Origin of the sequence: Trichocoleus sp. FACHB-591, from assembly GCF_014695845.1 — a bacterium.
Lineage (GTDB): Bacteria > Cyanobacteriota > Cyanobacteriia > FACHB-46 > FACHB-46 > Trichocoleus.
Window position 1 is genome coordinate 88,309 of record NZ_JACJPA010000083.1, and the last position, 21,625, is coordinate 109,933.

Genomic DNA, 21,625 nt, shown 5'->3' on the forward strand with positions numbered 1-21,625 from the left:
CAGCTTTCTTGGAAAGTTCGAGAAACATTCACTCTCAAGATGGAGTCTCACAAACAGTGGTAATGAATTTGACTTGTTTTTTATTCACTTTCTCTATCCCAAGTTTGAAGAAATTAGCTTATATTAACTAGGGTTTGCATCGAATTACTCAAGCTGATCATTATTCTAGTTACAACTCATCTAGCCGCACTGTTTGGAGTGAGGAGATTTACGGAATGACATCTGGACATACCCCTGCCTTCCTGATTCAAGGACTACGGCATTTGGTTCGATTGGGAGGGCGTCACTGGTGGGTATCTGCCCTGATTTGGCTAGCCATGATTGCGCCTGCACAGGCGGCTCTAGACTTACGAGTTGCGGTTGAAGAAGGCAAGCAGCAGGTTGGAGTGGCTAGCTCTACAAAAGCCTTGATCAAAGATGGTAACGGACGAATCTTAGGAGAACTCGCTCCAGAGCAATCTTTGAGTGCTGCCTTGAGTGCGGGTGGTGTGTCCCTCCAAGGACAGTGGCAGGCAGGTCAGATTTGGGTGGAGCCCACAGGAGGTGGCTATGTCTGGATTGGCGATCGCTGGTATCGCGGACGGGCGTTCTTGGTTCCCACGGCTAAGGGTCTCACTGCTGTCAACTATGTGGATCTAGAGCAATATCTCTACAGTGTCGTTGCGGCTGAGATGATTCCGAGTTGGCCCCAAGAAGCTCTGAAAGCTCAAGCGATCGCGGCTCGTTCTTATGCCCTCTATCAGCGGCAAAGTTCTGCTAACAGTGTTTACGATGTCGGCGATACACAAGCATGGCAAGTTTATGAAGGGGTCGCCAAAGAAACCTCCACTACCCAAGCCGCAGTCAACGCCACCGCTGGTCAAGTTCTGACTCATAGTGGTCGCATCATTGAAGCGGTGTTCCATTCTTCCTCTGGTGGACACACAGAAAACGTGGAAGATGTCTGGAAGCAACCGCTGCCTTACCTGCGTGGCGTGCAAGACTATGACCAAGGCGCACCCGTTTATCAATGGACTAAGACTTTTTCCAACTCCGAACTGAGCAACCGCATCTCTGGAGTGGGGAATGTAATCTCCATGCAACCCGCCCGGACAACGCCTCAAGGTCGCATTGTCACCATGAAAGTGGTCGGTGATGCTGGAAGCCGCACTATCAGCGGTAGTGCCCTCCGAGATGCTTTGGGTCTTAGAAGCACGCTGTTTACTGCTACTGCCGTTTCTGGTTCCGCTGGCACCAAGAGCAGCAGTTCGCTGCCAGGATTCCAAATCTCAGGTCGTGGCTTTGGTCACGGCTTAGGCATGAGCCAATGGGGAGCCCATAACCTAGCTCAGCGTGGTTATAACTATCAACAAATTGTCTTGCATTATTACAAAGGCACCGCCCTCGCCAGAATTCAAGTGCAATAGAGCTGTTTTCCTGAGCTAGAACGTCCTTTAGCGGGAACACAGGAGTTAGCCAGAAATTAAGATTTAGGAGCTAGAAGCCAGCACCAAGCCAACTTCTAGCTTTTTTAAGGTCTATCTTGCAAGTCTTGAGCCAAAGCTAAAGTTGCATAGCTGACTAGCTCGTTTAACCGAGAGTTGTCGATTTGATGACGCTGGGCGATCGCCTTGGCGGGTACTCCAACAGCCACTGAGTAAGGAGGAATATCTTTGGTGACTACTGCACCTGCCCCAACTACGCTACCGCGATGAATGGTCACTCCATCCAGCACTCGGACGCCGCTGCCTAACCAGCAATCATCTTCTATAACAATTCCTTTGGCAGTCACGCCTTGATCACGAATTTTTTGTGATGGATTGCCAAAGTCATGATTGCTGGCATAAATACCAGAATGCGAAGCGATGAGGCAGTCTTTGCCAATGATGACGTGACCAGGCCCAGCGATACAGGTGTAGGGGCCAATATAGGTTTCTTGACCAATCTCTACATAGCCGTGGTCATGAGATTTAATATCAACACCGCGATCGAGACAGGCATGCTCAGCGATAATCAGTTGGCTATTTTGACCAGCACTACTTAAGCGAGTTCCTCGGCCTAAGCGGGCTCGGCAACGAACTAAAATTGTATTATTTTGACCTGAACTATCCAATTCAACATTTCGTCTGATTTTTACTTGTTCTTCAATACAAATCTTGTTATCTTTGCCCGAATTGTTGAAAGTAGCTCCGCGATCGACGTTAACTCGATCACCGATTTCAATGCCAGCAGTACCCTTAAATCCAACGTCTTTTTGAATTTGCACCGCATTCCCTAAGCGGCCCAAAACATTACGGTAGAGCCATTCGCGGAGTTTAATTCCTAAGGCAAAGGGTATTCCCTCTAAAGGAGCTATCACAAGAGATTCTTTATGGCGTAACCATCGAGTTAAAACAGGTAGATGCTCTTCGGCGTTCATAGCTAAGTCTCATTTCAGATAAATATGCAAACAATGATTCACGACAACTCGTGAGGTGAATTGCCAGCCTCCAAGGCAAGGTTGAGGCTCAAAATTGATGCGACTTTAGGTGACTGAGCAAAAGCTAAGTTCTGACTCTCGGCCTAGGGGGATTTTCAGCGATCGCAAATACCAAGGGCGATCGCTAACTATAAAAATAAGGCTGAAGCTAGAGAGCTAATCAGAACTTTGCTCTCCCTAAAAATCAGATGAGTTATTCACCAACTCATGAATAAAACTTTAATCACTGAGCCTGTCTAAGGCGGAGTGTCGCCAACTTCAGCCATCACATTGAAGTCAGCCATGGGGGCAAACAAATAAATGCTGCCTCGATTGCTATAGCGGCTCTGTTGTAACCAATAATCTACAGCTACGGCCATGAAAAGAAACATAGCGAACTGAGGTGAAAGTCAAGCAGAGGATGCCTGAATCTGAGGAGATCAGCTAGTCGCAAATCTGACTTAGATTGGATCTTAAAGCTCATCCTAACTAAGTCATTAATACAAAATCAAGCTTTATCAAGTTTGCGTGAATCAGCTGAGAGACAAAGCCTCTATAAAACTGAATTTCATAAAGTTTGCGTAAATAAACTGAGCCGCTTTCCACTCTTGATGGGAAAGCGGCAATATTGAGGAGATTGCTGATGCGACAGCTAGGAAGATTCATTCAGGCGACGCTGCCATTCTGCGTCAATTTGGTCCGATCGCTCAACCTCTTGTTCTATCAAGTCAGTCTCAGTGGTGTAAGCTAAATCCTTCTCACTTACCACCATTTCAGCAGCAAATTGCTCGGCGTAAGCCAGCTTCTGCTGTAGTTCTGGTTCAGCTTGGTTCAGCCGCAGGGCACGTTGCCGACGATTTTGATTACGAATCGCCAGCTGGCTGTTGCGCCATTGAACCCAGAAATAACGGACGAGCGGCACAGTTAAGAACGCCGTGCCATACCCGAGTAATAACCAGTAGATCGACTGGACAAAGGCAACCAAGCTACCCAACTCTGCGGCTGCTGCTCCATCAGCTAGCAAGCTACCCAGAACCAAAGCACCAATCAAGTTCAGTCCACCCAGACCGATCGCCAGAATAATTTGCCCTGCACCAGCAGCACTAAAGCGCCAAGGAATTTCTTCTAAATAAGCAGGCACCGATCGCGGACGATTTTGAGCAGCGGTGGTTTGCAATTCAGGAAAATGATAGACAATCCCGCCTTCCGGACTCACTTCGGGCCGCCCATTGAAACGAGAGAGTACGGGAATCATAAAGTCTTCGTACTCGTAACCATAGCCTTGGCCGACATTATCTAAATAAGGAGCAATTTGCTCAGCAACCACTGCACCTCGATGATTGCGAATCACAGTGCCGATAGTCTGCCAGCGTCGCTCTTCTAGGTCAGCATTGGGATTACCATCCCCAAATAAGAAGGAAAAGATCGCTTCTAAAAAGTTGAGCTGATTCCCTTCGGCATTGCGAGAACGGCGACGGCGGCGTTCATAGGGGCGATCGTCGTAATAATTGGGGTAAAAGATCCAGAAGAAATCGGGAGTAAACCAAAAATTGGGGAGAAAGATGCCACCCCCGCCCCCGGAGTCATTGTCATTGTCTCGGCTAGAATTCATTGCCATGACGATGAGAGCGATCGCCACCACAATTAAAACAATCGACGCTAGCAAAACAATGCCAAAGGAGATGCGAATCAGATAAAACAGAACTCGCCAAACCCTGGCCCACCATTCCTTCAGGCGCAAGCGGAGGAATTTGTTCCGCAGGATATTGCGAAAGTTTTTGGGAAAGAGATAAACGACTTCACCAGACTCGGCGACTTGCAAGTGCCCGCCCGCATCTGATGCCAAGGCTAAAAGCCCCTGCTGAGCCAGATTAATATCTAGCCCTGCCTGAGCCGCGATATCCCCAACCGTAACGCGGTAATCTAGTCGTTCTACCGCTTGCATAATCGTGGGATTTGGCACCATCCGCTTCCTTCCCTTGCGAAACCATAATCGTGATTACTTCCAGTATAGGCATCAGGAATAGCGATTCTGGCTAGGCTTTGGCTCCCCTTCCCTACAGGGAAGGGGTTGAAGGTTAGGTCTCAACGTATGCTCTTAGCAAGTCACTTGTGTAGATAAAATCTACTGACAGCCAACAGCAGTAGATTGGAGGGCCGAGCTTAAATTAGCAGCAAAGGTGATGGTTTGGACAAAAGGAGATGAGCCTGGGCAGTTCATCCGGGAGCGATCGCTACGGCGAGGAGCAAACCAAGAATTGGCTTTGACCACCAAACTGCTACCCGTCCAAGCCAAGCCCGTGACCGTTAAGGAGTTGCTGTCGCCGCTAGTGAGCATACCGGAGAGAAAAGTGGCATTGGCAACGGTCCCGGTGGAGGGGTTAATCCGAGCAAGCACAGCAACTTTACGGCTTCCACCTTTGCCATAACTCGTTAACCAACCACTTGTTGCAAAACGACGGAAGTCTTGACTGGAATAACCTTGAGTGCCAGTAGAGCTGAAGACGCCATACAACACACTCCCGCCATCCCAAATCAAGCCATATCCGGTGCCATCGTCATTGGTGACTTCGTAATCTGTTTTACACCAAGTGCGCTGTCCGTTGTCAAAGCGAACTAGACGAGGATTTTTGTTGATCGATGAAACTTGTTGATAGCCGATGTAAATACTAGTGGTACCGAAGGTGACAGAAGGGCCACCCTTCGCCTTAATTGTCGCTTGGCTGTCGGTACAGGTGAAAGCCACAGCTCTACCCACTGATGCCACAGGAGCTGCTTGTGCAGTTTGGGCAGTCACGCCTGCCAAACCGATACTGCTACTTGCACCGAGGAGTGTTGTGAGACCCAAAGCAGTAAGCTTGGTTGAAAGTTGACGGGTTTGCTGTGATGGTGCCGAAGCGTTGAGATCGCTGCGTAACTGATGAGGCTGCTTTGAAGACAAGTTGAGTTGTCGTTGCCCAAGCAACGCAGACAGAAAACGCTGATTCATAGGAATTCTCCAGCAAAAACTTTGTCAGAAGTTATGTTTCACCGCTTCTACACCTGGTTTGGTTGTGCACAACCAACTGATGAAACTTGAACCATGTAGAAACGAGGCAGGATGCACCAATGAACCGTTGACCCTGTGCAATCTAACCCAGCGTTGGAAGAAGGTGGCCTAGAAAATTTACCGAATCTTCAAAATCTTTTACACAATCTTTAATTTATTCAGAGAATTTTTGGTATGTTTTTTGACTTCGGTTAGAAAATCGCCCGGTTGACGCCTGATAAACCTGAAAAGTAGAAAGGAGAATGTTGGCTTAAGACTTGTATGCAGAAATTCTCATACCTAGCGATCGCGGCTGGACTGACACTGATGCCGTTGGAAACGCCAGCAGCCTTGCCCGGACCCAGTTCACAGCTAACCTTCTTAGCAACTAATCAAAATAATGCAGCTAGTCAAAATAGCATGATTGCAGATGCAGGAACGCCCCTGTGCTACATGCAGACAACCAATCAAGGTTTAGTAGATCTGAGCCATTTGTGTCAGCGATCGGCTCCTACTATCCCCAGCAATCCTCAAGTAGTAGTACTTGGTTTTGAGCGCAGCGGCGATCGCGTGGTGGGCCAAGTCCGTAATGATACGGGGAAACCAGTTAGATTCGCGATTGTGAACTATGCAGTCGCTGCTCCCACTACTGATGCGGCAGCTAGCTTCACTTATGTGACCCCGGAAACTCTCCAGCCTGGACAAACAGGCAATTTTGAGGGCACGCTTTCTCAACCGGGCACCGTAACAGTGACTTCTGTAGAGTGGGAAGCAGAACCCAACAGCTAAAGCTCGTTCCTAATACCAGGGTGTCATTTGCGGGACTTTTATACTCGTTTACAAACTCAAACCCCTTAAGATTTTTTGTTGCTCAGAGGTCCCTAGCCCCTTACTTTGAATCAGGACGTTAAAGTTACCTAATCCCATTGGGCTAGCCAAAGCATGCAATGCTTCCCGCCGAGCGAGCAGAGCTTGCAAAGACTCCCCAGGTTGACTGAGATCAGTGTGGGAGAGCGCGGCAATGCGATCACCTAAGCCCAGCGTCATTAAGAATAAGCCTTGCTGAATCAGACCGACCTGTTGCAACCCACAGCGATCGCCTTGGCGTTCTAAAGCTGTAAAGTCCACATGCGCCGTAATATCTTGGTAACCTACATAGAAATACGGGTTGTTGTGATAACTATGTTGGTAGTAGCACTGCAAAGTGCCTTCCGATCGCGCTGGATTATAGTAGCGAGTCGCTGGATAGCCATAATCAATGGTCAGAAGATAGCCTTGCTGTAAGCGATCGGCAACTGTTTGTAACCAGCTCAAAGCGGCTAGATTGACTTCAGTTCTATATCCTTCCGGATAATTACCTGATAGCAGCGGGATATTTAACCAATCAAAATATTCTCTCAGTTGAGGGGTTGAGAGTTCTCCTAGCACTTCAGCAAACTGCATTGTGTCGGGAGCAGATGGGCTAGAAGTGAGGGTGACATAAACTTCTTGTAGTTCTCCCTCAGTGAGTACCACTTGATGTACCGGGAATGCATCGACTAATTCATTGGAAAAACAGCAACCCACAATAGAATCAGGAGGGATCTCTTCCCAGGTGCACCAACGCACCGAGAGAGAGGCAGTAAGGTGAGATTGCGATCGCAGACGCTGCTGTTGTTGTAAGCGCAGCGTAGGAGATTTTTCCACCACTACATATTCGATCGCTTGCAAGAAATCAGGATGTTGTTGCTGGAGGTACTGCAAAATATCTGTGGCTAAGAGTCCCTGACCTGCTCCCATCTCTACCAACGTAAAAGGAGAGGGTTGCCCCAGCGATCGCCACATATCCACAAACTGCTCCGCTAGCAATTCACCAAAATCAGCCCCTAAATGAGGAGAAGTGAAGAAATCACCTTGAGCCCCAATGGTGACCGCTTTGGTGGAATAGTAACCTTGCTGGGGATGGTAGAGCGCCAACTCCATATAGTCAGCAAAGGTAATTCGCTGATTGGGACTGTTGGTTATCTGTTGAGCAATGAGCTGGCAAAGAGCAGAGTTGCTACCGTTGGGGCTGAGTTGCTGAGCTGTCATAGTTTCGATTCTAATTTTTTTGGTCTTAAGCTTGATTTAGATTTATTAGCACGCCGGATTTTACGCCTAAACAGCAGAACTACCACTGCAATCAACAAAATCGCGACCACCACATTAGAAGCAGGCCCCAAATATTGTTTAACTAAATAGTAGCGATCGCCTAAGACATATCCTGAACCCGCTAGCAAGGCATCCCAAATCGTTGCGCCCAAAACTACATAAAACAGAAACAACAGCACAGGCATACCGCTGATACCCACTGGCACAGAGATAAATGTCCGTACGCCTGGTACGGCTCGACTCAGTACTACAGCTCGGCCCCCGTACTGCTTAAACCAATATTTAGACTTCTCAATATCTTCCATCGATACTTTGATCCAGCCACCCGAGCGATGGGACAGCTTCCGCAATCCTGGCTCCCCTAAGTACTTGCCCGCAAAGTACCAAGGCAACGCCCCAATTACAGAACCTAAGACTCCCGCTAATACTGCATACACTAGATTCAGTTTGCCTTGGGCTGCCATAAACCCTGTTAACGGCATGATGACTTCAGTCGGAAGCGGGGAGATCAACGTCAACAATACAATGCCGAGGTAGTTGAATGATTCCATAGAGGGGGTGCCTTGCTAGCCTTCCATCCATTCTCTACGATCGCGCTGCAACTGATCGCTGTCAAATCGGCAACAGTATATTGAGTTGACTAAGTACACTTTGTTGAGAAATCTCACCTTCCGGAAGACAGAGGATCACCGCGATCGCTGCTAGTTTAGAACCAATTAGACAGCGGCAAGCGAGGGGCAGATCAATGAGAGGGCGCGATTCAGTAGAGCGAGCCAGTAATCAAGCAGGGCGAGCTGCCAGACAGGTTGCGTCTCAACCGTGGGTGGAGCCTCTAGCCCGATTCGGCTATACCGCTAAAGGGATTGTTTATGGTTTAGTTGGTATCCTAGCCGCTCAAGCTGCTTTTGGCTCAGGTGGCAAAACCACAGATTCGCGAGGAGCGCTGCAAACCATCCTAGACCAGCCTTTTGGGCAGTTTTTGTTGGGATTAGTAGCGATCGGTTTGTTGGGTTATGTGCTTTGGAGCTTGGTCCAAGCAACGATGGATACCGAAAATCATGGTACCGATGCTAAGGGAATTGCCCAGCGACTCGGTTACGTCGGGACGGCTATTGTCTACGCAGGATTAGCCCTGACAGCGGCTCGGCTAGTCCTAGGTTCCGGTAGTAGTGGAGGTGGTAGTAGCGCTTCCCAAGATTGGACGGCTCGTCTCTTAGCTCAACCCTTTGGTCAATGGCTGGTAGGCACCATTGGAGCGGCAATTATTGGCTTCGGTTTTTACCACTTCTATAAAGCCTACACCGCCAAGTTTCGCCGTAAATTGAAGCTGAACGAAATGAGTGAGAATGAAAAAACCTGGGCCACTCGCATGGGTAGATTCGGCTTAGCTGCCAGAGGCGTTGTGTTTGCCGTGATTGGTTTTTTCCTGATTCAGGCGGCTCGGTCTTCTAATGCCAGTGAGGTGCGAGGTCTGGGAGGAGCTTTGGCAGCTTTGGCGAGTCAGCCTTATGGTCCTTGGTTGTTGGGGCTGGTAGCCCTAGGACTGGTGGCCTATGGTATCTACAATTTTGTCTTGGCCCGCTACCGCCAGATGGTCATCCAGTAAGTTCTCCCTTTAAAATCAGAAGTGCTCTCTAGAATTACAGCTAACGCATGCTGCCACGCGAAGACCTATTAAAAGGTATTGAAAATCGAGACGCGATCGCACGAGTGATCGACCAAGCCGACCAGGCGATCAAAACCTGGGAAGTCGTCTGTAGTGATTTTCTTGCCCCTCCAGAACTCGCTGACATGCAGCAATCATTTGGGCGGTTGACTGAAGTCCAGTTGTTACCCTGGGGCGGCTACCCGCAAGCAGAACGGCAACGAGTGGCGATCGCACGGGCCGAACTCCCCCTAGAAGACACTCAAGTAGAAATAGCAGCTCTCGACATTGCTGGTAACTTTCTGTTTGACCCTGCGACCCACCGTGACTTCCTTGGAGCGCTTTTAGGCACAGGCATTGTTCGGGAAAAAGTAGGTGACATTATTGTGTTAGGAGAGCGAGGAGCGCAGGCGATCGTAGTGCCTGACCTAGTGGAGTTTCTAGAACTCCAGCTTAATCAAGTGCGATCGGTGCCCGTAAAAACTCGACGGATCGAACTCAGCGAACTGAAAATCCGCGAACCCAAGAAAAAGGAACTGACGACGGTAGAAGCCTCACTACGCTTGGATGCGATCGCCTCGGCAGGCTTCGGCATGTCTCGCAGCAAAATGGTGGACTTGATCGACGGCGGAGATGTCAGGGTGAACTGGAAGGAGATCAGTTCTGCCAGCCATCAACTCAAAACTGGGGACTTGGTGGCAATCCGCGGCAAAGGTCGCCTAGAAGTTGGCGAAGTCGCCGTCACCAAAAAAGATCGCTACCGAGTTCAGCTAACTCGCTTTGTGTAAATAGTGTATATGCTGCTTTACAGCAAGCTGGCTCCCCTTCCTTTTAGGGAAGGGGCTGGGGGTTAGGTCTCAATGCGATCGCTCAGCTCAACTTAGCGCTACATTCCAAAATCAAACGTTGGTTCTCGACTGAATAGGGTTGAATTTCTAAGGCGCGACGAAAGGCAGGAATGGCTTCTCGGTATTCGCCCAATGCCACATGGCAGAGCCCTATGCCATGAAGTGCGCCAAAATGAATCGGGTCGAGCTGCACTACTTGTTGGCAATCGGCCAGCGACTTACGATACTTGCCCTGAACGTAGTACAACACTGCTCGTCGGTTCCATGCTTCGGCAAAATCGGGTAAGTCCTGAATCAGCTGGGTAAGCACCGCTTCTGCTTTGAGTTTTTCTCCGGTTTCTAACAACATCTGTGCCTGCCGAATTTGCTCCAGGCCCGCAACGCCCTTCTGTTCAAACCAGCGTCGCCACAATTCCTGGGTAGCACGATTACGCACCTCTGGGTCTGCGTGCTTGAGGTCTTCAAGTAGCCGCTCAATTGATCGGTTATCCATGCAACTATGACTCTACCGTGAGGATCAGCGAGGTTTCTCCTTCCTTATTGTGGCCTCAATTTAAGGCTAATTGTAAAGTTTTGCAAAATTCAAAATAAGTTCTTAGCTAGAGCCTGAGAAGCACATAGGCGATCGCTTCTCGAAATATCGATGTCGTTACAACGGCGGGATCTAGGCTCTATGGCTCAAAAACATTTCAAACAATTTATCTATTGGTTCGTAGGCGAGCGGGCTGGGCGCGTACTGACAGCCACTTGGTCGTGGCTCTGGGGCTTGCCTGTGGAGTCAGGCGGCAAGATTGCGGTGGAAGTGGCCCAGGAATCTTTGGAAACGATGCAAAAGTCGGTAGCGCAACTCACCCAATCGGTGGCGAGTCTAATGGCTGCTTACCAGCAAGCTAAGAGTATGTACGAAAGTAGGCAGAAAGAATTTCGGCAAGCTGAACAACAAGCAATTTTGGCACAACAACAAGGCAATGCAGAAGCCGCCCGGATGGCGATGACGAAGGCCATTTTGCTCGATCGCTCGCTGCCTTCCTTAGCGGAAAAATTTGCCAAAGCGGAGACAGTAGTGCGGGCTGCTAAGGACAGACTCAACCGAGAACGCCAGAAGCTAGAAACTTACAAGCTGGAGATGCAAAATCTCAAAGATTTGGCGGAGCTAAATGAGGCATTGGCTGTGATCGATCAGGCTAATACTGAACTTGAAATTGGCTCGGCGCGATCGCAGTTTGCGACGGCTCAAACTTCTATAGAACGGCGACATCTCCAGATGACAGCACAGGCAGAGCTTTCAGAAAATCCAGCGGAGAAACTGACCGCAGATTTAGCTCAGATGACGCTTGACGATGAGATTGCTCAACGACTGCAACGACTGACAACTTCATCTTCATCCTCTCGCTCAGTCACTCCCTCAGATGCCTAAAGGAACTCCTACAATGACCTCAACTCAAAAAAGAAATTCTACTTCTGTGCGGCCCAAAGCCAGTGTCCCACCCATTGTGCTCTTGTTAATAGGTTTAGGAGTAGTCACAGGTATCTCCTGGCTGAAGGGAAACATCTTTTCTCCATCATCCCAGTCGCTCAATGCGGGTGCTCTCAAAGACCGCATGAGTCTGGGGAATCAGCTCTTGATTGAGGCAGATGCTACACCAGAGAAACGCGCCGGAGTTGCAGCTTTTGCCAAAGGAGATTTTGAAGGCGCGATCGCCCAATTTGAGGCTTCTCTCCGAAAGCGCCAAAATGACCCAGAAACGCTGATCTACTTGAACAATGCCCGTGTTGATGACACAGCGCTCCGAATTGCCGTGGGTGTTCCGATTGGGAGCAACCTGAATGTAGCTCAGGAGATGTTGCGCGGGGTTGCCCAAGCTCAGGATGAAGTGAATCGAAATGGTGGCATTGATGGCGTGCCGCTACAAGTTGAAATTGTCAACGATGAAAATAATCCAGAAATTGTGAAGCAGGTGGCGACAGAGTTGGTAAAAGACTCGCGCATTCTTGCCGTAGTAGGACATAACGCCAGTAATGCTTCTTTGGTCGCTGCGCCGATCTACCAACAAGGACAATTGGTGATGGTGACTCCGACTAGCTTTGCCAACAATCTTTCTGGGTTTGGCAGTTATGTCTTTCGCGCTGTTCCTACAACTCGGTTAATGGCGGAACCTCTGGCGCAATATGTAGTTGGCACCACTCGTAAAACTAATATTGCTGTGTGTTATGACTCCCAAGCTCCAGACAATGTCTCTTTTAAAGATGAGTTTGTGGCAGCTTTGGTAGCTCAGGGAGGCAAACTCGTGCCAACCGTTTGTGACTTCTCTACTCCAAACTTTAACCCAACCACGGCGATCGCCCAAGCGGTGAGTAGTGGGGCTGAGGGGCTGTTGGTTTCTCCTCACATTGATCGGCTCGATCGCGCAATCGAGTTAGCTAGAGCCAATCAAGGCAGGCTCGCATTATTGGGTAGCCCAACTTTATACACAATCAAAACGCCGCAGTCTGGTCAAGCCGATATGAATGGATTAGTTTTACCTGTGCCTTGGCATCCGACTGCTTTTGCCGACCATCCATTTGCAGTCAATGCGAAGTATCGATGGGGAGGAGCGGTAAACTGGCGAACGGCAATGACCTATGATGCCAGTCGTGCCATTATCAAGGGTTTAGAGCAGGATAAAACTCGGAGTGGCTTGCAGAACGTTTTGCGGAGTCCAGCCTTTTCAGCTTCTGGAGCCGGAGATCCGGTGAAGTTTCTGCCATCAGGCGATCGCCTGGGTCAAGCTGTTTTGGTGCAAATCCAGCCCAGTGCTTCTGGCTATGACTTTGCGCCACTCCGTCCATAATCGCTTTGCTTCCTGACTTTCAACTTTGGTAGGTATCCGGAGATGAATATTGAGCCAGCAGAACTTTACGACCGGATTCAGAAATTTGCCTTAGATGATGTAGATACCGAGCTGCCGTTTAGCAAACGATTGGCGAGGGAGAATGGCTGGACTGCTCAGTATACGCAGCGAGTGATTGCTGAGTACAAAAAGTTTGTATTTCTCGCAGTAGTTGCTGGGCACCCAGTTAGCCCCTCCAAGGATGTGGACGAGGCATGGCATTTGCATCTCCTTTATACACGCTCCTATGGGGGATACTTTTGTCCAGAGATTTTACAAGTTTTCCTACATCAGGAGCCAACCACAGGGAGTGGCAGTGAACGTGACAAGTTTGATAGCTGGTATAGTCAAACGCTTTATAGCTATCAAACTTGGTTTGGACAAGCTCCTCCTTCAAATATTTGGCCGCCAGTACCTAGGCAGATTCATCCGGGTAGACAGGTTGGCAACAGAGATCAGCTCTGGAACTGGCTTCTCACAAGGCACCGAGCTAACCGACGCGCGATCGCAGTTTTGTCGTTTTTGTTCACCCTAGCCATCACTAGTTTTACTCCATCGCTTGCTAGTAGCGTCGGTACTAATGGCGCCACCAACATTAGTAATCCGCTTTTTGATTTTGCAGGAGTTGAATTTTTAGATTTCTACTTTAGATTGCTCAGTGTGGTAACACTCTTTGCCTGTGGTTTACGATGGTATCTCTGCCAACCAGGTCATCAAACCTCTGTGCAGGTGGTACATCTCGATCCCTACGAGGTGGCTTACTTAGCAGGTGGTAAACGTCGGGCTGTAGAAGCGGCGATCGCACATTTGGTAGAGCGTAAACACCTGAGATTGTTGACGACTGAACGAGCCTTTCGGAGAGGTCTCCCCCTGCCGAAAAATAGTCATTTTTTAGAGCAAGCAGTCGTGCGAGCAGTTTCTAGAGGTGGCAGCATTGAGAACGTGAGATCCCTAGTAGAACCTTTGACAAAGACTATCTACACAAATTTGCAAGAACTCGGCTTACTAGTCAAGCAAAGTCAAGCAGCAAGGACTCAGTGGTTACCCACGCTCTCTGTTGCTGCGGTACTGGTGTTAGGAGTTAGCAAGATAGTGGTCGGTATTGCTCAGGATAAACCTGTAGGATTTCTCGTCATACTTTGTCTATTAACAACAGTCATCGCTGGCCTTCTATCTATTAAGCCGCATCGCAGTCGATATGGAGATTCTGTATTGGAGCAATTGCAGCGACAACATGCCAAGTTGCAATACAATTCGCCAGCTACTCAACTAGCATTGGTGGTGGCTCTGTTTGGTAATACGGTTTTGGCAGACACGGTTTTGGCTGATTTAGATCAGGTGTTCATGCCTCCTGCAAGCGTGGGTGGTGGAGATGGAGGCGGTGACGGCGGTGGAGATGGAGGCGGGGGTTGCGGGGGCGGTGACGGAGGCGGTGGGGGCTGTGGTGGCGGTGACGGCGGTGGTTAACCGCATGGATGAAATCGATCAACAATTGCGCCAATTGGTGATGGCTGCTTGTCGCCAGCCGCGAGGGAGCCTGGAGCGCCAACGGGCCTTGAACCAACTGATCTGGCAAATTCAGCGCTCTGGCAAACTACTCCGAGGCGTTGGTGTCCCTGATTATGAAGATGCCCTCCAGCAAACGTGGCTCTACTGCTGTCGCAACCTCTGCGAAGCGCTAACTGGCAACGCTTACGACCCAGAGCTAGCCAGTGTGATTACTTGGTTAAATGCCTATCTCAAGCGACGGTTGAGCGATCGCCAGCGGGAAGTGTTTCAACAACAGGCAGAACGGGCATTTGGTCAGCTTGCCGAGACGGGGGAAGTAATTAATCCGATCGACACTCTACCTGCTCCTGCCAATCCGCCACCGATCCTAGAAGAGATTCGGGAATGGGTAGAGCGAGAAGGCAGACAACTCCGGCGGATTCATGTGCGCGATCGCCCCGATATCAACTGCGAAGTGCTGATTCTGCGCCGCTTACCACCAGAAACTGCTTGGGAAGCGCTATCTCAGGAGTTTGGTGTGGCGATCGCCACCTTGAGTAACTTTTATCAACGAGAGTGTTTTCCTCGCTTGCTCAAGTTTGGACAAACGCAAGGATATTTAGATTCATAGATCGTTTCAGTATCGTTTCGATTGCCGCATTCAACCTCCTTACCCATGATTGACTCCACCCAAGACCTCACAATTACGCTGCCAATTCCTGCCTCTGCCCGCCAGGTGGCGCAACAATTTGCTCAAGCCCAGCCCACTCCAGAGAAAGCGACTCAAGTTTATCGCAATACGCTGGCTGTGTTGCTGATGCGAGATTATTTACAAATGCTCGACATGCCTATCAATCTGGAGGCAAGCTATAGCTGGAATCCGATCGCTCGTCTCTGTGCAGATGTGGCTGACCTGGAAATTGCGGGAGTGGGACGTTTGGAATGCCGTTCTATTTCAATGGGCGATCGCAGTTGCTCCATGCCGCCGGAGGTATGGCAAGACCGGATTGGTTATGTAGTGGTGCAGTTAGATGAAGCCTGCCGTGCTGGCACCCTATTGGGATTTGTCCCCCGTGTCACTACTACCCTGCTGCCACTCGCACAACTGCAATCTTTAGATGCTCTACTGTTGCGCTTGCATCAGCCTGCTCCTGCTGCTGTGCAACTGGGCCAGTGGTTTAATCAGGTCTTTGAACCGCAGTGGCAGGCGATCGCGGCTTGGCTAGAGAACCGAGACACCAATTATGCGATGGCTTTTCGGGCTAAACAGGTAAAAGGCATGACCATCGATACGCCGGAAGCAGTGAAACACTTGGTTGAGCAGTTGTATGCCAATCAGGCTGAGCAAGAACCAGAACGTTCTACACTAGGTGCCCCTAATTTGGGTGTTATTCCTGCCTTGACTCAACTGCTGCAAACCACGCAAGACGAAGAAATCCGTTGGACTGCGGCTGAACTATTGTGGACGCTTGATCCTGACCATCCCGCCGCCGGAGTCAGACGCATCACAGACTTAGGCATGCACCTAGCAGGCCATGCGATCGCCTTGATGGTGGCGATTCTGCCCAAACCAGAACAAAAAGTGGCGGTACTCTTGCGGGTTTACCCGATGGCAGGTCAAGCTTATTTACCACCCGAATTGCAATTGGTAGGCTTAGATGCTGAAGGGCAGGCGTTTTTGACCACCCAAGCTAGACGTAAAGATGATTACATTCAGTTGAAGTTTACCGCTGACCTAGGAGAACAATTTAGTGTGAGAATTGCTCTAGAGTCAGCTAGCATCGTGGAAAATTTTGTGGTTTAGCGTTGTTTGGCGGGCGATCGTAAGACGGAAAAAAGATTGTGAGTAAGTTGGTCGTCTTCAAGTTTGGTGAGGGCAGTTTTGCACAGGGATTTCCTGTGACGCTGCAAATTGGTGACGATGGACAAGCATCTGCGATCGAGGTCAGAGGGAGATTTCCGGCTGCTCCAGATATTCCTCAGCTATATCAGCAGTGGCAACACCTCTACTATCGACTGGGAGGCATGCGAATTGAAGTGCCCCCTGCCCAAGTCACCAATGTCTCTACCGTGACCGAGTGCGACCAAGCAGCGCAGAAATTACGAGCCAGCTTAATCCATTGGTGGAGCCAAGCCAGTGTGCGGGATTTGCGGGAGCAGGTCCAAGAAGAGGTGCAGCGGCATGAGGCGGCGCGGGTAATTGTACAGACTCAAGATCTCCTCTTACGCAAGTTACCTTGGCATCTGTGGGCCTTATTTGAACGTCGTCCTGGCGCGGAGATGGCCTTATGTGCAGATTACGCACCTCCTTCCCCACCACTGCACAGCCCAGTTAGAATTCTTGCGGTGTTGGGTAACAGTGAAGGTATTGATGTCCAAGCCGATCGCGCGGTGCTAGAGCAGTTGCCAGGAGCCAAGGTGACTTTGCTAGAGAAACCCCGTCGCCAGCAACTCAGTGAACAGTTGTGGAGCCAGCCGTGGGACATCCTGTTTTTTGCGGGCCATAGTTCTAGTGAGGAACGCGGGCAAATTCAAATTAATGACACCGAAACACTCTCCCTAGATCAGCTCCGTTATGCCTTAAAGGCAGCAGTGCGTAACAATCTGAAGCTGGCCATTTTCAATTCTTGCGATGGCTTAGAACTGGCTCGACATCTGGGAGATTTAGGCATTCCGCAGGTAATTGTGATGCGAGAACCTGTGCCCGATCCAGTAGCTCAGGCATTCTTGCGCTATTTCCTGCAAGCTTTTGCCCAAGGTCAGTCATTATATCTATCTGTGCGTCAAGCGAGAGAACAGCTACAGGGGATGGAAGGAGACTTTCCCTGTGCTTCTTGGTTGCCTGTGCTCTGCCAAAATCCAGTGGAGTCTCCTTTGGCCTGGCCTGTGGTTAGAAAACCCTATCGTCTTGCCAAAACATTGTTTGGAGGGGCGATCGCGGCTCTCTGCACAGGCATGTTACAGCCGACTCCCCCCTTGCCAACACCCTGGGCCAACCGCATCAGCTTGGGCGACAAGATTTTGGTTCGGGCGATCGCCACCCCCGCTAAGGAAGCAGGTGTTAAAGCATTTCGCACCAAACAATTTAGTTCGGCAGCGCAGCAGTTTCAAGCCTCGCTGCAGCAACAACATAACGATCCAGAAACCTTGATCTACTTAAATAATGCTCGGATCGCTAACCAAGCAGCAGTTAGAGTCGCAGTTAGCGTGCCGATTGGTAGCAACCTGAATGTCGCTCAGGAGATTCTTCGAGGAGTGGCTCAAGCTCAGGATGAGATTAATCGACAAGGTGGTCTGCGAGGACAACTCTTGCAGGTGGCGATCGCGGATGATGAGAACCAACCAGCGATCGCCCGTCAGATTGCCAAAGCACTAGTGAAGGATGCTCAGACCATAGCCGTGGTGGGACATAACGCCAGTGATGCTTCTGTGGCAGCCGCTCCCATTTATGACGAGGGAGAACTGGTGATGCTGTCCCCCACTAGTTTTTCTGACAAACTCTCCTCTAGCGGCAAATATATTTTTCGCATGGTGCCCAGCATTCGCTTCATTGCCGATGCGTTGGCCCGCTACACCATCAAAAATGACTATAAAGTCAAAATTGCCATCTGTTCTGATACGGCGGCTGTGGATAATGAATCTTTTCGCAATCAATTTACGGCAGCGGTTTTTGCCGATGGGGGACAGTTTATCAATGTTCCGTGTGACTTCTCCGCTTCTGACTTTAATGCTGAAACCGCGATCGCCACCATCATCAGTAGTGGAGCTGACAGTATTCTCCTCGCTCCCCATGTCGATCGCATCAATAAAGCTGTGGAGATGGCACGCGCCAACCAAGGGCGTTTAACTTTATTCGGCAGCCCAACGCTATATACCTCCCAAACCCTCCAGGCTGGACAGAACACAGTCAATGGCTTGGTGTTGCCTGTGCCTTGGCATCCCACACCACGGGCCAAACACTCTTTTCTTCGTGATGCCCAGCAACTTTGGGGCGGCTCGGTAAACTGGCGTACTGCTATGTCCTACGATGCAACTAAAACCGTATACATGGGATTACAACATCAACAGACTCGCAAAGGCTTAAGAGATACCCTCAGAAGCCCAGATTTTCTACTAGAGGGAGCTAGCGGCGTAATTCAATTCCTTCCCTCTGGGGAGCGCCGAATTGTGCCAGGCATTGGGGTATTAGTAAAAGTACAACCTAGTGCCAAAGCTCCTCTGCGTTACGAGTTTGCCCTTCTCAAGCCGTAACTTCCAAATGCTAATTGCTGCTTGGCAATGACCTGCGATCGCGACAGAAGCCTTGAATCAACAGAGTCAGCGCTGCAAGGTAGGCCACAAGAGTTGCGATATAACCAATGCCGAATTGAGCACCCAATGAGTGCATGGTGACAGAGAATATCGTTAGATGGATCAGCCCAAACAGAGCGGCAGTGATGCCAATGACAGGCTTGTACGCTCCCAAGGGGATCAGCAACGCTCCCAGCACGACAATCCAGTTAGGAATGGCATAAATTCCCAATCGGAATCCTCCTTGCCAAGCCGTGAATGTATCACTAGGACCCAGCATAAAGGCACCATTGGCGACTCCTAGCTTTGCAGGTAAGTTTTCAAGTGGGGAAATATTAGGATCTATGAGTGAAGCAGATTGCAACGAAGCCCAGGGTAAAAAGGAAGCCGCTAAAATTACTGCGCTTAGCAAGAGTAAAGTTGTTAGCACTGTAAATCGCATCGAATTTCCTTGGCGTTAGATAAAGCTGACTGGCGGGGGTAAAGCAGTTATCAAGTTAGTCATTTATCATGAAGTAAGGTAAAGCGTATCTCAAAAAGTAGGGTTAAAACTCATGGCGTTATTTGGATTTGGCAAAAAGCTGAGCTTGCCCACGCCAGCAGAAGCCTTACCAGGACGGGCAGAACCGATGTCAGTCCCGGAAAAGCACTACGTCAATGGCAACACCTTGCAGCCACCTTACCCCGCTGGGCTAGAAGTGGCAATGTTTGGCATGGGCTGCTTCTGGGGCGCAGAGCGGAAGTTCTGGCAGCTACCTGGTGTGTTCACCACAGCCGTGGGCTATGCTGCTGGGGTGACCCCAAACCCCACTTACCAGGAAGTTTGCTCTGGTATGACTGGGCACAATGAAGTGGTGCAAGTGGTGTTTGACCCCAAGCAAATCAGCTATGAGGCTCTGCTGAAGGTATTTTGGGAGAACCACAATCCTACCCAAGGCATGCGCCAAGGCAATGATTCTGGAACTCAGTATCGCTCTGGAATTTATGTGTATTCGGAACAGCAACATAAATTGGCGGAAACTTCGCGGGATGCCTACCAAACAGGCTTAAGTAAAGCAGGTTATGGAACCATCACCACAGAGATTATTGAAGCTCCAGAGTTTTACTACGCGGAAAGCTACCATCAACAATACTTGGCGAAAAACCCTAACGGATACTGCGGCTTGGGTGGGACCAATGTTTGCTTGCCAGACGTGATTCAAGCTTAGGGCAAGACTCTAAAGTTTTACGCAGTTTTGCGATCGCTGGCAGCACTAACCCTGCCAGCTTTGTTGTTTTTTGCTGCCCTAATTTATTGGCGTATATCGGCGCGATCGCCCATTTTTTCAGGAAGCTCTGGAGGCAGTTGCCCCCAGAAGCTTAGTGCTATTCCCAACCCAGAGGCGGTTCAATTAAAGATTGATCAGATTTGCCAACCGTTACTCCTGGCTTATCCACAATTTTGACTGTGGTTGCCTGTGGCCCCTCTTCTCCGTCTTCCACAAAGAAACGCACACCTGTGCCAATTTCCAGGCGATCGAAATCGTCGTGCAGGACGCTATTACGGTGGAAGTAGATATCTTGACCATCCAGAGTTTTGATAAAACCGTATCCCTCTTCCCGAAAGATTTTGTTGACTAAGGCAGTCGTCTCATAGGCTTCTTGGTTTTGAGACTTATCACTTTCGTGCTGACGTTTGGTGAGTTTGCTTAGCTGGCGACGTGCGGCGCTGAAAGCATCCCGAATCACAGTATCGAGTTCAACATATTGCGTTTCTTCTCCAGGGTTAGAGTCAGCCACTAATTCATGCCCAGGAGGTACGGTCATATCAATGCGGACTCGGTAAGGAGAACCGCTGCGAGGGCGATCGTGGATTTTTTCTACAGCAATATGGCAACTGCTAATGTGGTCACAAACTTCTTCTAATTTGGCAACCTTTTCATGAATGAGAGCATCGATCGCGGCTGTTTTTTCAACATCACGATAGGTAACTTCTAAAGGAACTTTCATATTGGTCTCTCCAATGATTAGGCACTTCAGGCTTGGAGTAGAAATTGAAGCCCTCCTGAATAGGGGAGGACTCATATTTCTACTAAAACCAGAAATGCTCGAAAATGAAGCTATGACCTCAGACAACCCCGCACTACTTCCACAACGGTATGTGTGAAGCCAGCTAAATTATCTCGGTCAAAGACGCTGAAGTCAGAGCTAAAGCTGGATTTGAAATACTGCTTTCGATCATGCTATGCGGCGATCGCTGCGGCGGATTCTATCGCAATACAGAAATCAAAACTCAGTTGTGCCTCTAACGGCTTAGGCAGCTTGACTGAGGTGATTGTGGGGTCAAGTGCTAAGCCGAGACTGACTAACCCCCAACGGGCAATCGCGTTCTGCCAGTACCCGCTTCAAGTTCTACCTACAGCAAGGTCAGGCTGTGCTGCTCTAGCCAGTCAAAGATTTGATCTAGTTGGGTTAAAGTGACTAAGCCGTATTGCCAAAGGACCATTGGCAATAGGCTAGGAAATTCTGAGTGTTGCCAAGCTAGCATGACGGCAGCAGCAGGAATCGCCAAATCCTCTTGCAAAAATCGCATGAATGATTGATTTCTAACTTCCATCGTCCTCACCCTGTAGTTGGTTTGCAGTTACATCTCTGCCGACAACTCGTTTACAACCTGCACTCGACGTTGTTTTAAGGCATGAAGTAAACGGTCAATCGTGCATTGCTCCTCTGCGCTCATGTTGTTGCTTAGGAGGGCTGCCAGGATGCCATAGCGATCGGCTAAGGTGATCTTGCCAGAGCTGCTGACTTGAGCAAATAGTTCGGAGAGAGCAGAGGGCAAGAGGTTAACAGGAGGCATCGTGACGTTCAGGAACTCGCTACTGTTAATATCCAATTTTTCTCAGCCAA

21 protein-coding genes and 1 pseudogene are annotated in these 21,625 nt (G+C 49.5%); 11 read left to right on the forward strand and 11 right to left on the reverse strand.

All coding sequences use genetic code 11. The features are described from left to right. The first annotated feature begins 215 nt into the window (after window positions 1-215). A complete protein-coding gene (locus H6F90_RS15235) occupies window positions 216-1,406 on the forward strand; it encodes a SpoIID/LytB domain-containing protein (RefSeq protein ID WP_190553262.1) in 1,191 nt (396 codons plus the stop codon). Between the two features lie 191 nt (window positions 1,407-1,597). Here H6F90_RS15235 and H6F90_RS31555 read toward each other — a convergent pair. The 4 genes and pseudogenes from H6F90_RS31555 to H6F90_RS15250 form a co-directional block, all read right to left on the reverse strand. Then, window positions 1,598-1,759: pseudogene (locus H6F90_RS31555) on the reverse strand (DapH/DapD/GlmU-related protein); the annotation flags it as partial. Between the two features lie 935 nt (window positions 1,760-2,694). Then, the gene (locus tag H6F90_RS31145; RefSeq protein WP_255525006.1) at window positions 2,695-2,829 is read right to left on the reverse strand and encodes a hypothetical protein; all 135 of its coding nucleotides are present in this window, start codon (window positions 2,827-2,829) and stop codon (window positions 2,695-2,697) included. Window positions 2,830-3,089: 260 nt separating this feature from the next. Continuing rightward, on the reverse strand, window positions 3,090-4,403 hold the full coding sequence (locus H6F90_RS15245) for a hypothetical protein (RefSeq protein ID WP_190553264.1): 1,314 nt from the start codon (window positions 4,401-4,403) through the stop codon (window positions 3,090-3,092). A 159-nt stretch (window positions 4,404-4,562) separates the two neighbouring features. Next, entirely contained in the window at window positions 4,563-5,426 is an 864-nt protein-coding gene (locus tag H6F90_RS15250) for a hypothetical protein (protein ID WP_199295942.1), read from the reverse strand. A 321-nt stretch (window positions 5,427-5,747) separates the two neighbouring features. Here H6F90_RS15250 and H6F90_RS15255 point away from each other — a divergent pair, with 321 nt between their 5' ends. Beyond that, window positions 5,748-6,254, forward strand: a complete 507-nt coding sequence (locus tag H6F90_RS15255) for a hypothetical protein (RefSeq protein ID WP_190553265.1) — start codon at window positions 5,748-5,750, stop codon at window positions 6,252-6,254. A gap of 48 nt (window positions 6,255-6,302) precedes the next feature. Here the strand turns inward: H6F90_RS15255 and H6F90_RS15260 are convergent, their stop codons facing one another. Together H6F90_RS15260 and H6F90_RS15265 are read right to left on the reverse strand one after the other, a co-directional pair. Further along, window positions 6,303-7,535 carry a class I SAM-dependent methyltransferase gene (locus tag H6F90_RS15260; protein ID WP_190553266.1) on the reverse strand — a complete coding sequence of 411 codons (1,233 nt, stop codon included), beginning with the start codon at window positions 7,533-7,535 and terminating at the stop codon, window positions 6,303-6,305. Next, window positions 7,532-8,146, reverse strand: a complete 615-nt coding sequence (locus H6F90_RS15265) for a DedA family protein (RefSeq protein WP_190553267.1) — start codon at window positions 8,144-8,146, stop codon at window positions 7,532-7,534. The genes H6F90_RS15260 and H6F90_RS15265 overlap by 4 nt, the downstream gene beginning before the upstream one ends. 194 nt (window positions 8,147-8,340) lie before the next feature. On the opposite strand from H6F90_RS15265, the gene H6F90_RS15270 reads away from it, so the two are divergent. Then, the gene (locus H6F90_RS15270) at window positions 8,341-9,201 is read left to right on the forward strand and encodes a DUF1206 domain-containing protein (RefSeq protein ID WP_190553268.1); all 861 of its coding nucleotides are present in this window, start codon (window positions 8,341-8,343) and stop codon (window positions 9,199-9,201) included. A 47-nt stretch (window positions 9,202-9,248) separates the two neighbouring features. Next, complete coding sequence (locus tag H6F90_RS15275) at window positions 9,249-10,028, forward strand: photosystem II S4 domain protein (RefSeq protein WP_190553269.1); 780 nt, start codon at window positions 9,249-9,251, stop codon at window positions 10,026-10,028. An 82-nt stretch (window positions 10,029-10,110) separates the two neighbouring features. Here H6F90_RS15275 and H6F90_RS15280 read toward each other — a convergent pair whose 3' ends face one another. Next, on the reverse strand, window positions 10,111-10,581 hold the full coding sequence (locus H6F90_RS15280) for a tetratricopeptide repeat protein (protein WP_190553270.1): 471 nt from the start codon (window positions 10,579-10,581) through the stop codon (window positions 10,111-10,113). A 150-nt stretch (window positions 10,582-10,731) separates the two neighbouring features. Between H6F90_RS15280 and H6F90_RS15285 the strand changes: the two genes are divergently transcribed. The 6 genes from H6F90_RS15285 to H6F90_RS15310 are packed head-to-tail and all read left to right on the forward strand — an operon-like array spanning window position 10,732 to window position 18,697. Next, window positions 10,732-11,505 carry a PspA/IM30 family protein gene (locus H6F90_RS15285; RefSeq protein ID WP_242024485.1) on the forward strand — a complete coding sequence of 258 codons (774 nt, stop codon included), beginning with the start codon at window positions 10,732-10,734 and terminating at the stop codon, window positions 11,503-11,505. A gap of 13 nt (window positions 11,506-11,518) precedes the next feature. Then, window positions 11,519-12,919 carry an ABC transporter substrate-binding protein gene (locus tag H6F90_RS15290; protein WP_190553272.1) on the forward strand — a complete coding sequence of 467 codons (1,401 nt, stop codon included), beginning with the start codon at window positions 11,519-11,521 and terminating at the stop codon, window positions 12,917-12,919. A gap of 42 nt (window positions 12,920-12,961) precedes the next feature. Continuing rightward, the gene (locus H6F90_RS15295; RefSeq protein WP_190553273.1) at window positions 12,962-14,425 is read left to right on the forward strand and encodes a TIGR04222 domain-containing membrane protein; all 1,464 of its coding nucleotides are present in this window, start codon (window positions 12,962-12,964) and stop codon (window positions 14,423-14,425) included. Beyond that, on the forward strand, window positions 14,331-15,077 hold the full coding sequence (locus tag H6F90_RS15300) for a sigma-70 family RNA polymerase sigma factor (RefSeq protein ID WP_242016907.1): 747 nt from the start codon (window positions 14,331-14,333) through the stop codon (window positions 15,075-15,077). Before H6F90_RS15295 ends, H6F90_RS15300 begins: the two co-directional genes overlap by 95 nt. Before the next feature lie 45 nt (window positions 15,078-15,122). Next, entirely contained in the window at window positions 15,123-16,250 is a 1,128-nt protein-coding gene (locus H6F90_RS15305; protein ID WP_190553274.1) for a DUF1822 family protein, read from the forward strand. A gap of 38 nt (window positions 16,251-16,288) precedes the next feature. Then, complete coding sequence (locus H6F90_RS15310; RefSeq protein ID WP_190553275.1) at window positions 16,289-18,697, forward strand: ABC transporter substrate-binding protein; 2,409 nt, start codon at window positions 16,289-16,291, stop codon at window positions 18,695-18,697. A gap of 10 nt (window positions 18,698-18,707) precedes the next feature. Here H6F90_RS15310 and H6F90_RS15315 read toward each other — a convergent pair whose 3' ends face one another. Next, window positions 18,708-19,178: a hypothetical protein gene (locus tag H6F90_RS15315; protein ID WP_190553276.1), complete on the reverse strand. Its 471-nt coding sequence runs from the start codon at window positions 19,176-19,178 to the stop codon at window positions 18,708-18,710. A 112-nt stretch (window positions 19,179-19,290) separates the two neighbouring features. Here H6F90_RS15315 and msrA point away from each other — a divergent pair, with 112 nt between their 5' ends. Beyond that, window positions 19,291-19,944, forward strand: a complete 654-nt coding sequence (msrA, locus tag H6F90_RS15320) for a peptide-methionine (S)-S-oxide reductase MsrA (protein ID WP_190553277.1) — start codon at window positions 19,291-19,293, stop codon at window positions 19,942-19,944. A 157-nt stretch (window positions 19,945-20,101) separates the two neighbouring features. Here msrA and H6F90_RS15325 read toward each other — a convergent pair whose 3' ends face one another. From H6F90_RS15325 to H6F90_RS15335, 3 genes are all read right to left on the reverse strand, one after another. Beyond that, complete coding sequence (locus H6F90_RS15325; protein WP_190553278.1) at window positions 20,102-20,725, reverse strand: HPF/RaiA family ribosome-associated protein; 624 nt, start codon at window positions 20,723-20,725, stop codon at window positions 20,102-20,104. 406 nt (window positions 20,726-21,131) lie between these two features. Continuing rightward, the gene (locus tag H6F90_RS15330) at window positions 21,132-21,332 is read right to left on the reverse strand and encodes a DUF2949 domain-containing protein (protein WP_190553279.1); all 201 of its coding nucleotides are present in this window, start codon (window positions 21,330-21,332) and stop codon (window positions 21,132-21,134) included. 27 nt (window positions 21,333-21,359) lie between these two features. Next, the gene (locus H6F90_RS15335) at window positions 21,360-21,575 is read right to left on the reverse strand and encodes a hypothetical protein (protein ID WP_190553280.1); all 216 of its coding nucleotides are present in this window, start codon (window positions 21,573-21,575) and stop codon (window positions 21,360-21,362) included. Between the last annotated feature and the right edge of the window lie 50 nt (window positions 21,576-21,625).

What these genes read in the sequence shown, in the direction of transcription:
- H6F90_RS15235 (WP_190553262.1), top strand. Translation starts at nt 216, where the DNA reads ATGACATCTGGACATACCCCTGCCTTCCTGATTCAAGGACTACGGCAT.
- H6F90_RS31145 (WP_255525006.1), bottom strand. Translation starts at nt 2,829, where the DNA reads ATGTTTCTTTTCATGGCCGTAGCTGTAGATTATTGGTTACAACAGAGC.
- H6F90_RS15245 (WP_190553264.1), bottom strand. Translation starts at nt 4,403, where the DNA reads ATGGTGCCAAATCCCACGATTATGCAAGCGGTAGAACGACTAGATTAC.
- H6F90_RS15250 (WP_199295942.1), bottom strand. Translation starts at nt 5,426, where the DNA reads ATGAATCAGCGTTTTCTGTCTGCGTTGCTTGGGCAACGACAACTCAAC.
- H6F90_RS15255 (WP_190553265.1), top strand. Translation starts at nt 5,748, where the DNA reads ATGCAGAAATTCTCATACCTAGCGATCGCGGCTGGACTGACACTGATG.
- H6F90_RS15260 (WP_190553266.1), bottom strand. Translation starts at nt 7,535, where the DNA reads ATGACAGCTCAGCAACTCAGCCCCAACGGTAGCAACTCTGCTCTTTGC.
- H6F90_RS15265 (WP_190553267.1), bottom strand. Translation starts at nt 8,146, where the DNA reads ATGGAATCATTCAACTACCTCGGCATTGTATTGTTGACGTTGATCTCC.
- H6F90_RS15270 (WP_190553268.1), top strand. Translation starts at nt 8,341, where the DNA reads ATGAGAGGGCGCGATTCAGTAGAGCGAGCCAGTAATCAAGCAGGGCGA.
- H6F90_RS15275 (WP_190553269.1), top strand. Translation starts at nt 9,249, where the DNA reads ATGCTGCCACGCGAAGACCTATTAAAAGGTATTGAAAATCGAGACGCG.
- H6F90_RS15280 (WP_190553270.1), bottom strand. Translation starts at nt 10,581, where the DNA reads ATGGATAACCGATCAATTGAGCGGCTACTTGAAGACCTCAAGCACGCA.
- H6F90_RS15285 (WP_242024485.1), top strand. Translation starts at nt 10,732, where the DNA reads ATGTCGTTACAACGGCGGGATCTAGGCTCTATGGCTCAAAAACATTTC.
- H6F90_RS15290 (WP_190553272.1), top strand. Translation starts at nt 11,519, where the DNA reads ATGACCTCAACTCAAAAAAGAAATTCTACTTCTGTGCGGCCCAAAGCC.
- H6F90_RS15295 (WP_190553273.1), top strand. Translation starts at nt 12,962, where the DNA reads ATGAATATTGAGCCAGCAGAACTTTACGACCGGATTCAGAAATTTGCC.
- H6F90_RS15300 (WP_242016907.1), top strand. Translation starts at nt 14,331, where the DNA reads ATGGAGGCGGTGACGGCGGTGGAGATGGAGGCGGGGGTTGCGGGGGCG.
- H6F90_RS15305 (WP_190553274.1), top strand. Translation starts at nt 15,123, where the DNA reads ATGATTGACTCCACCCAAGACCTCACAATTACGCTGCCAATTCCTGCC.
- H6F90_RS15315 (WP_190553276.1), bottom strand. Translation starts at nt 19,178, where the DNA reads ATGCGATTTACAGTGCTAACAACTTTACTCTTGCTAAGCGCAGTAATT.
- msrA (WP_190553277.1), top strand. Translation starts at nt 19,291, where the DNA reads ATGGCGTTATTTGGATTTGGCAAAAAGCTGAGCTTGCCCACGCCAGCA.
- H6F90_RS15325 (WP_190553278.1), bottom strand. Translation starts at nt 20,725, where the DNA reads ATGAAAGTTCCTTTAGAAGTTACCTATCGTGATGTTGAAAAAACAGCC.
- H6F90_RS15330 (WP_190553279.1), bottom strand. Translation starts at nt 21,332, where the DNA reads ATGGAAGTTAGAAATCAATCATTCATGCGATTTTTGCAAGAGGATTTG.
- H6F90_RS15335 (WP_190553280.1), bottom strand. Translation starts at nt 21,575, where the DNA reads ATGCCTCCTGTTAACCTCTTGCCCTCTGCTCTCTCCGAACTATTTGCT.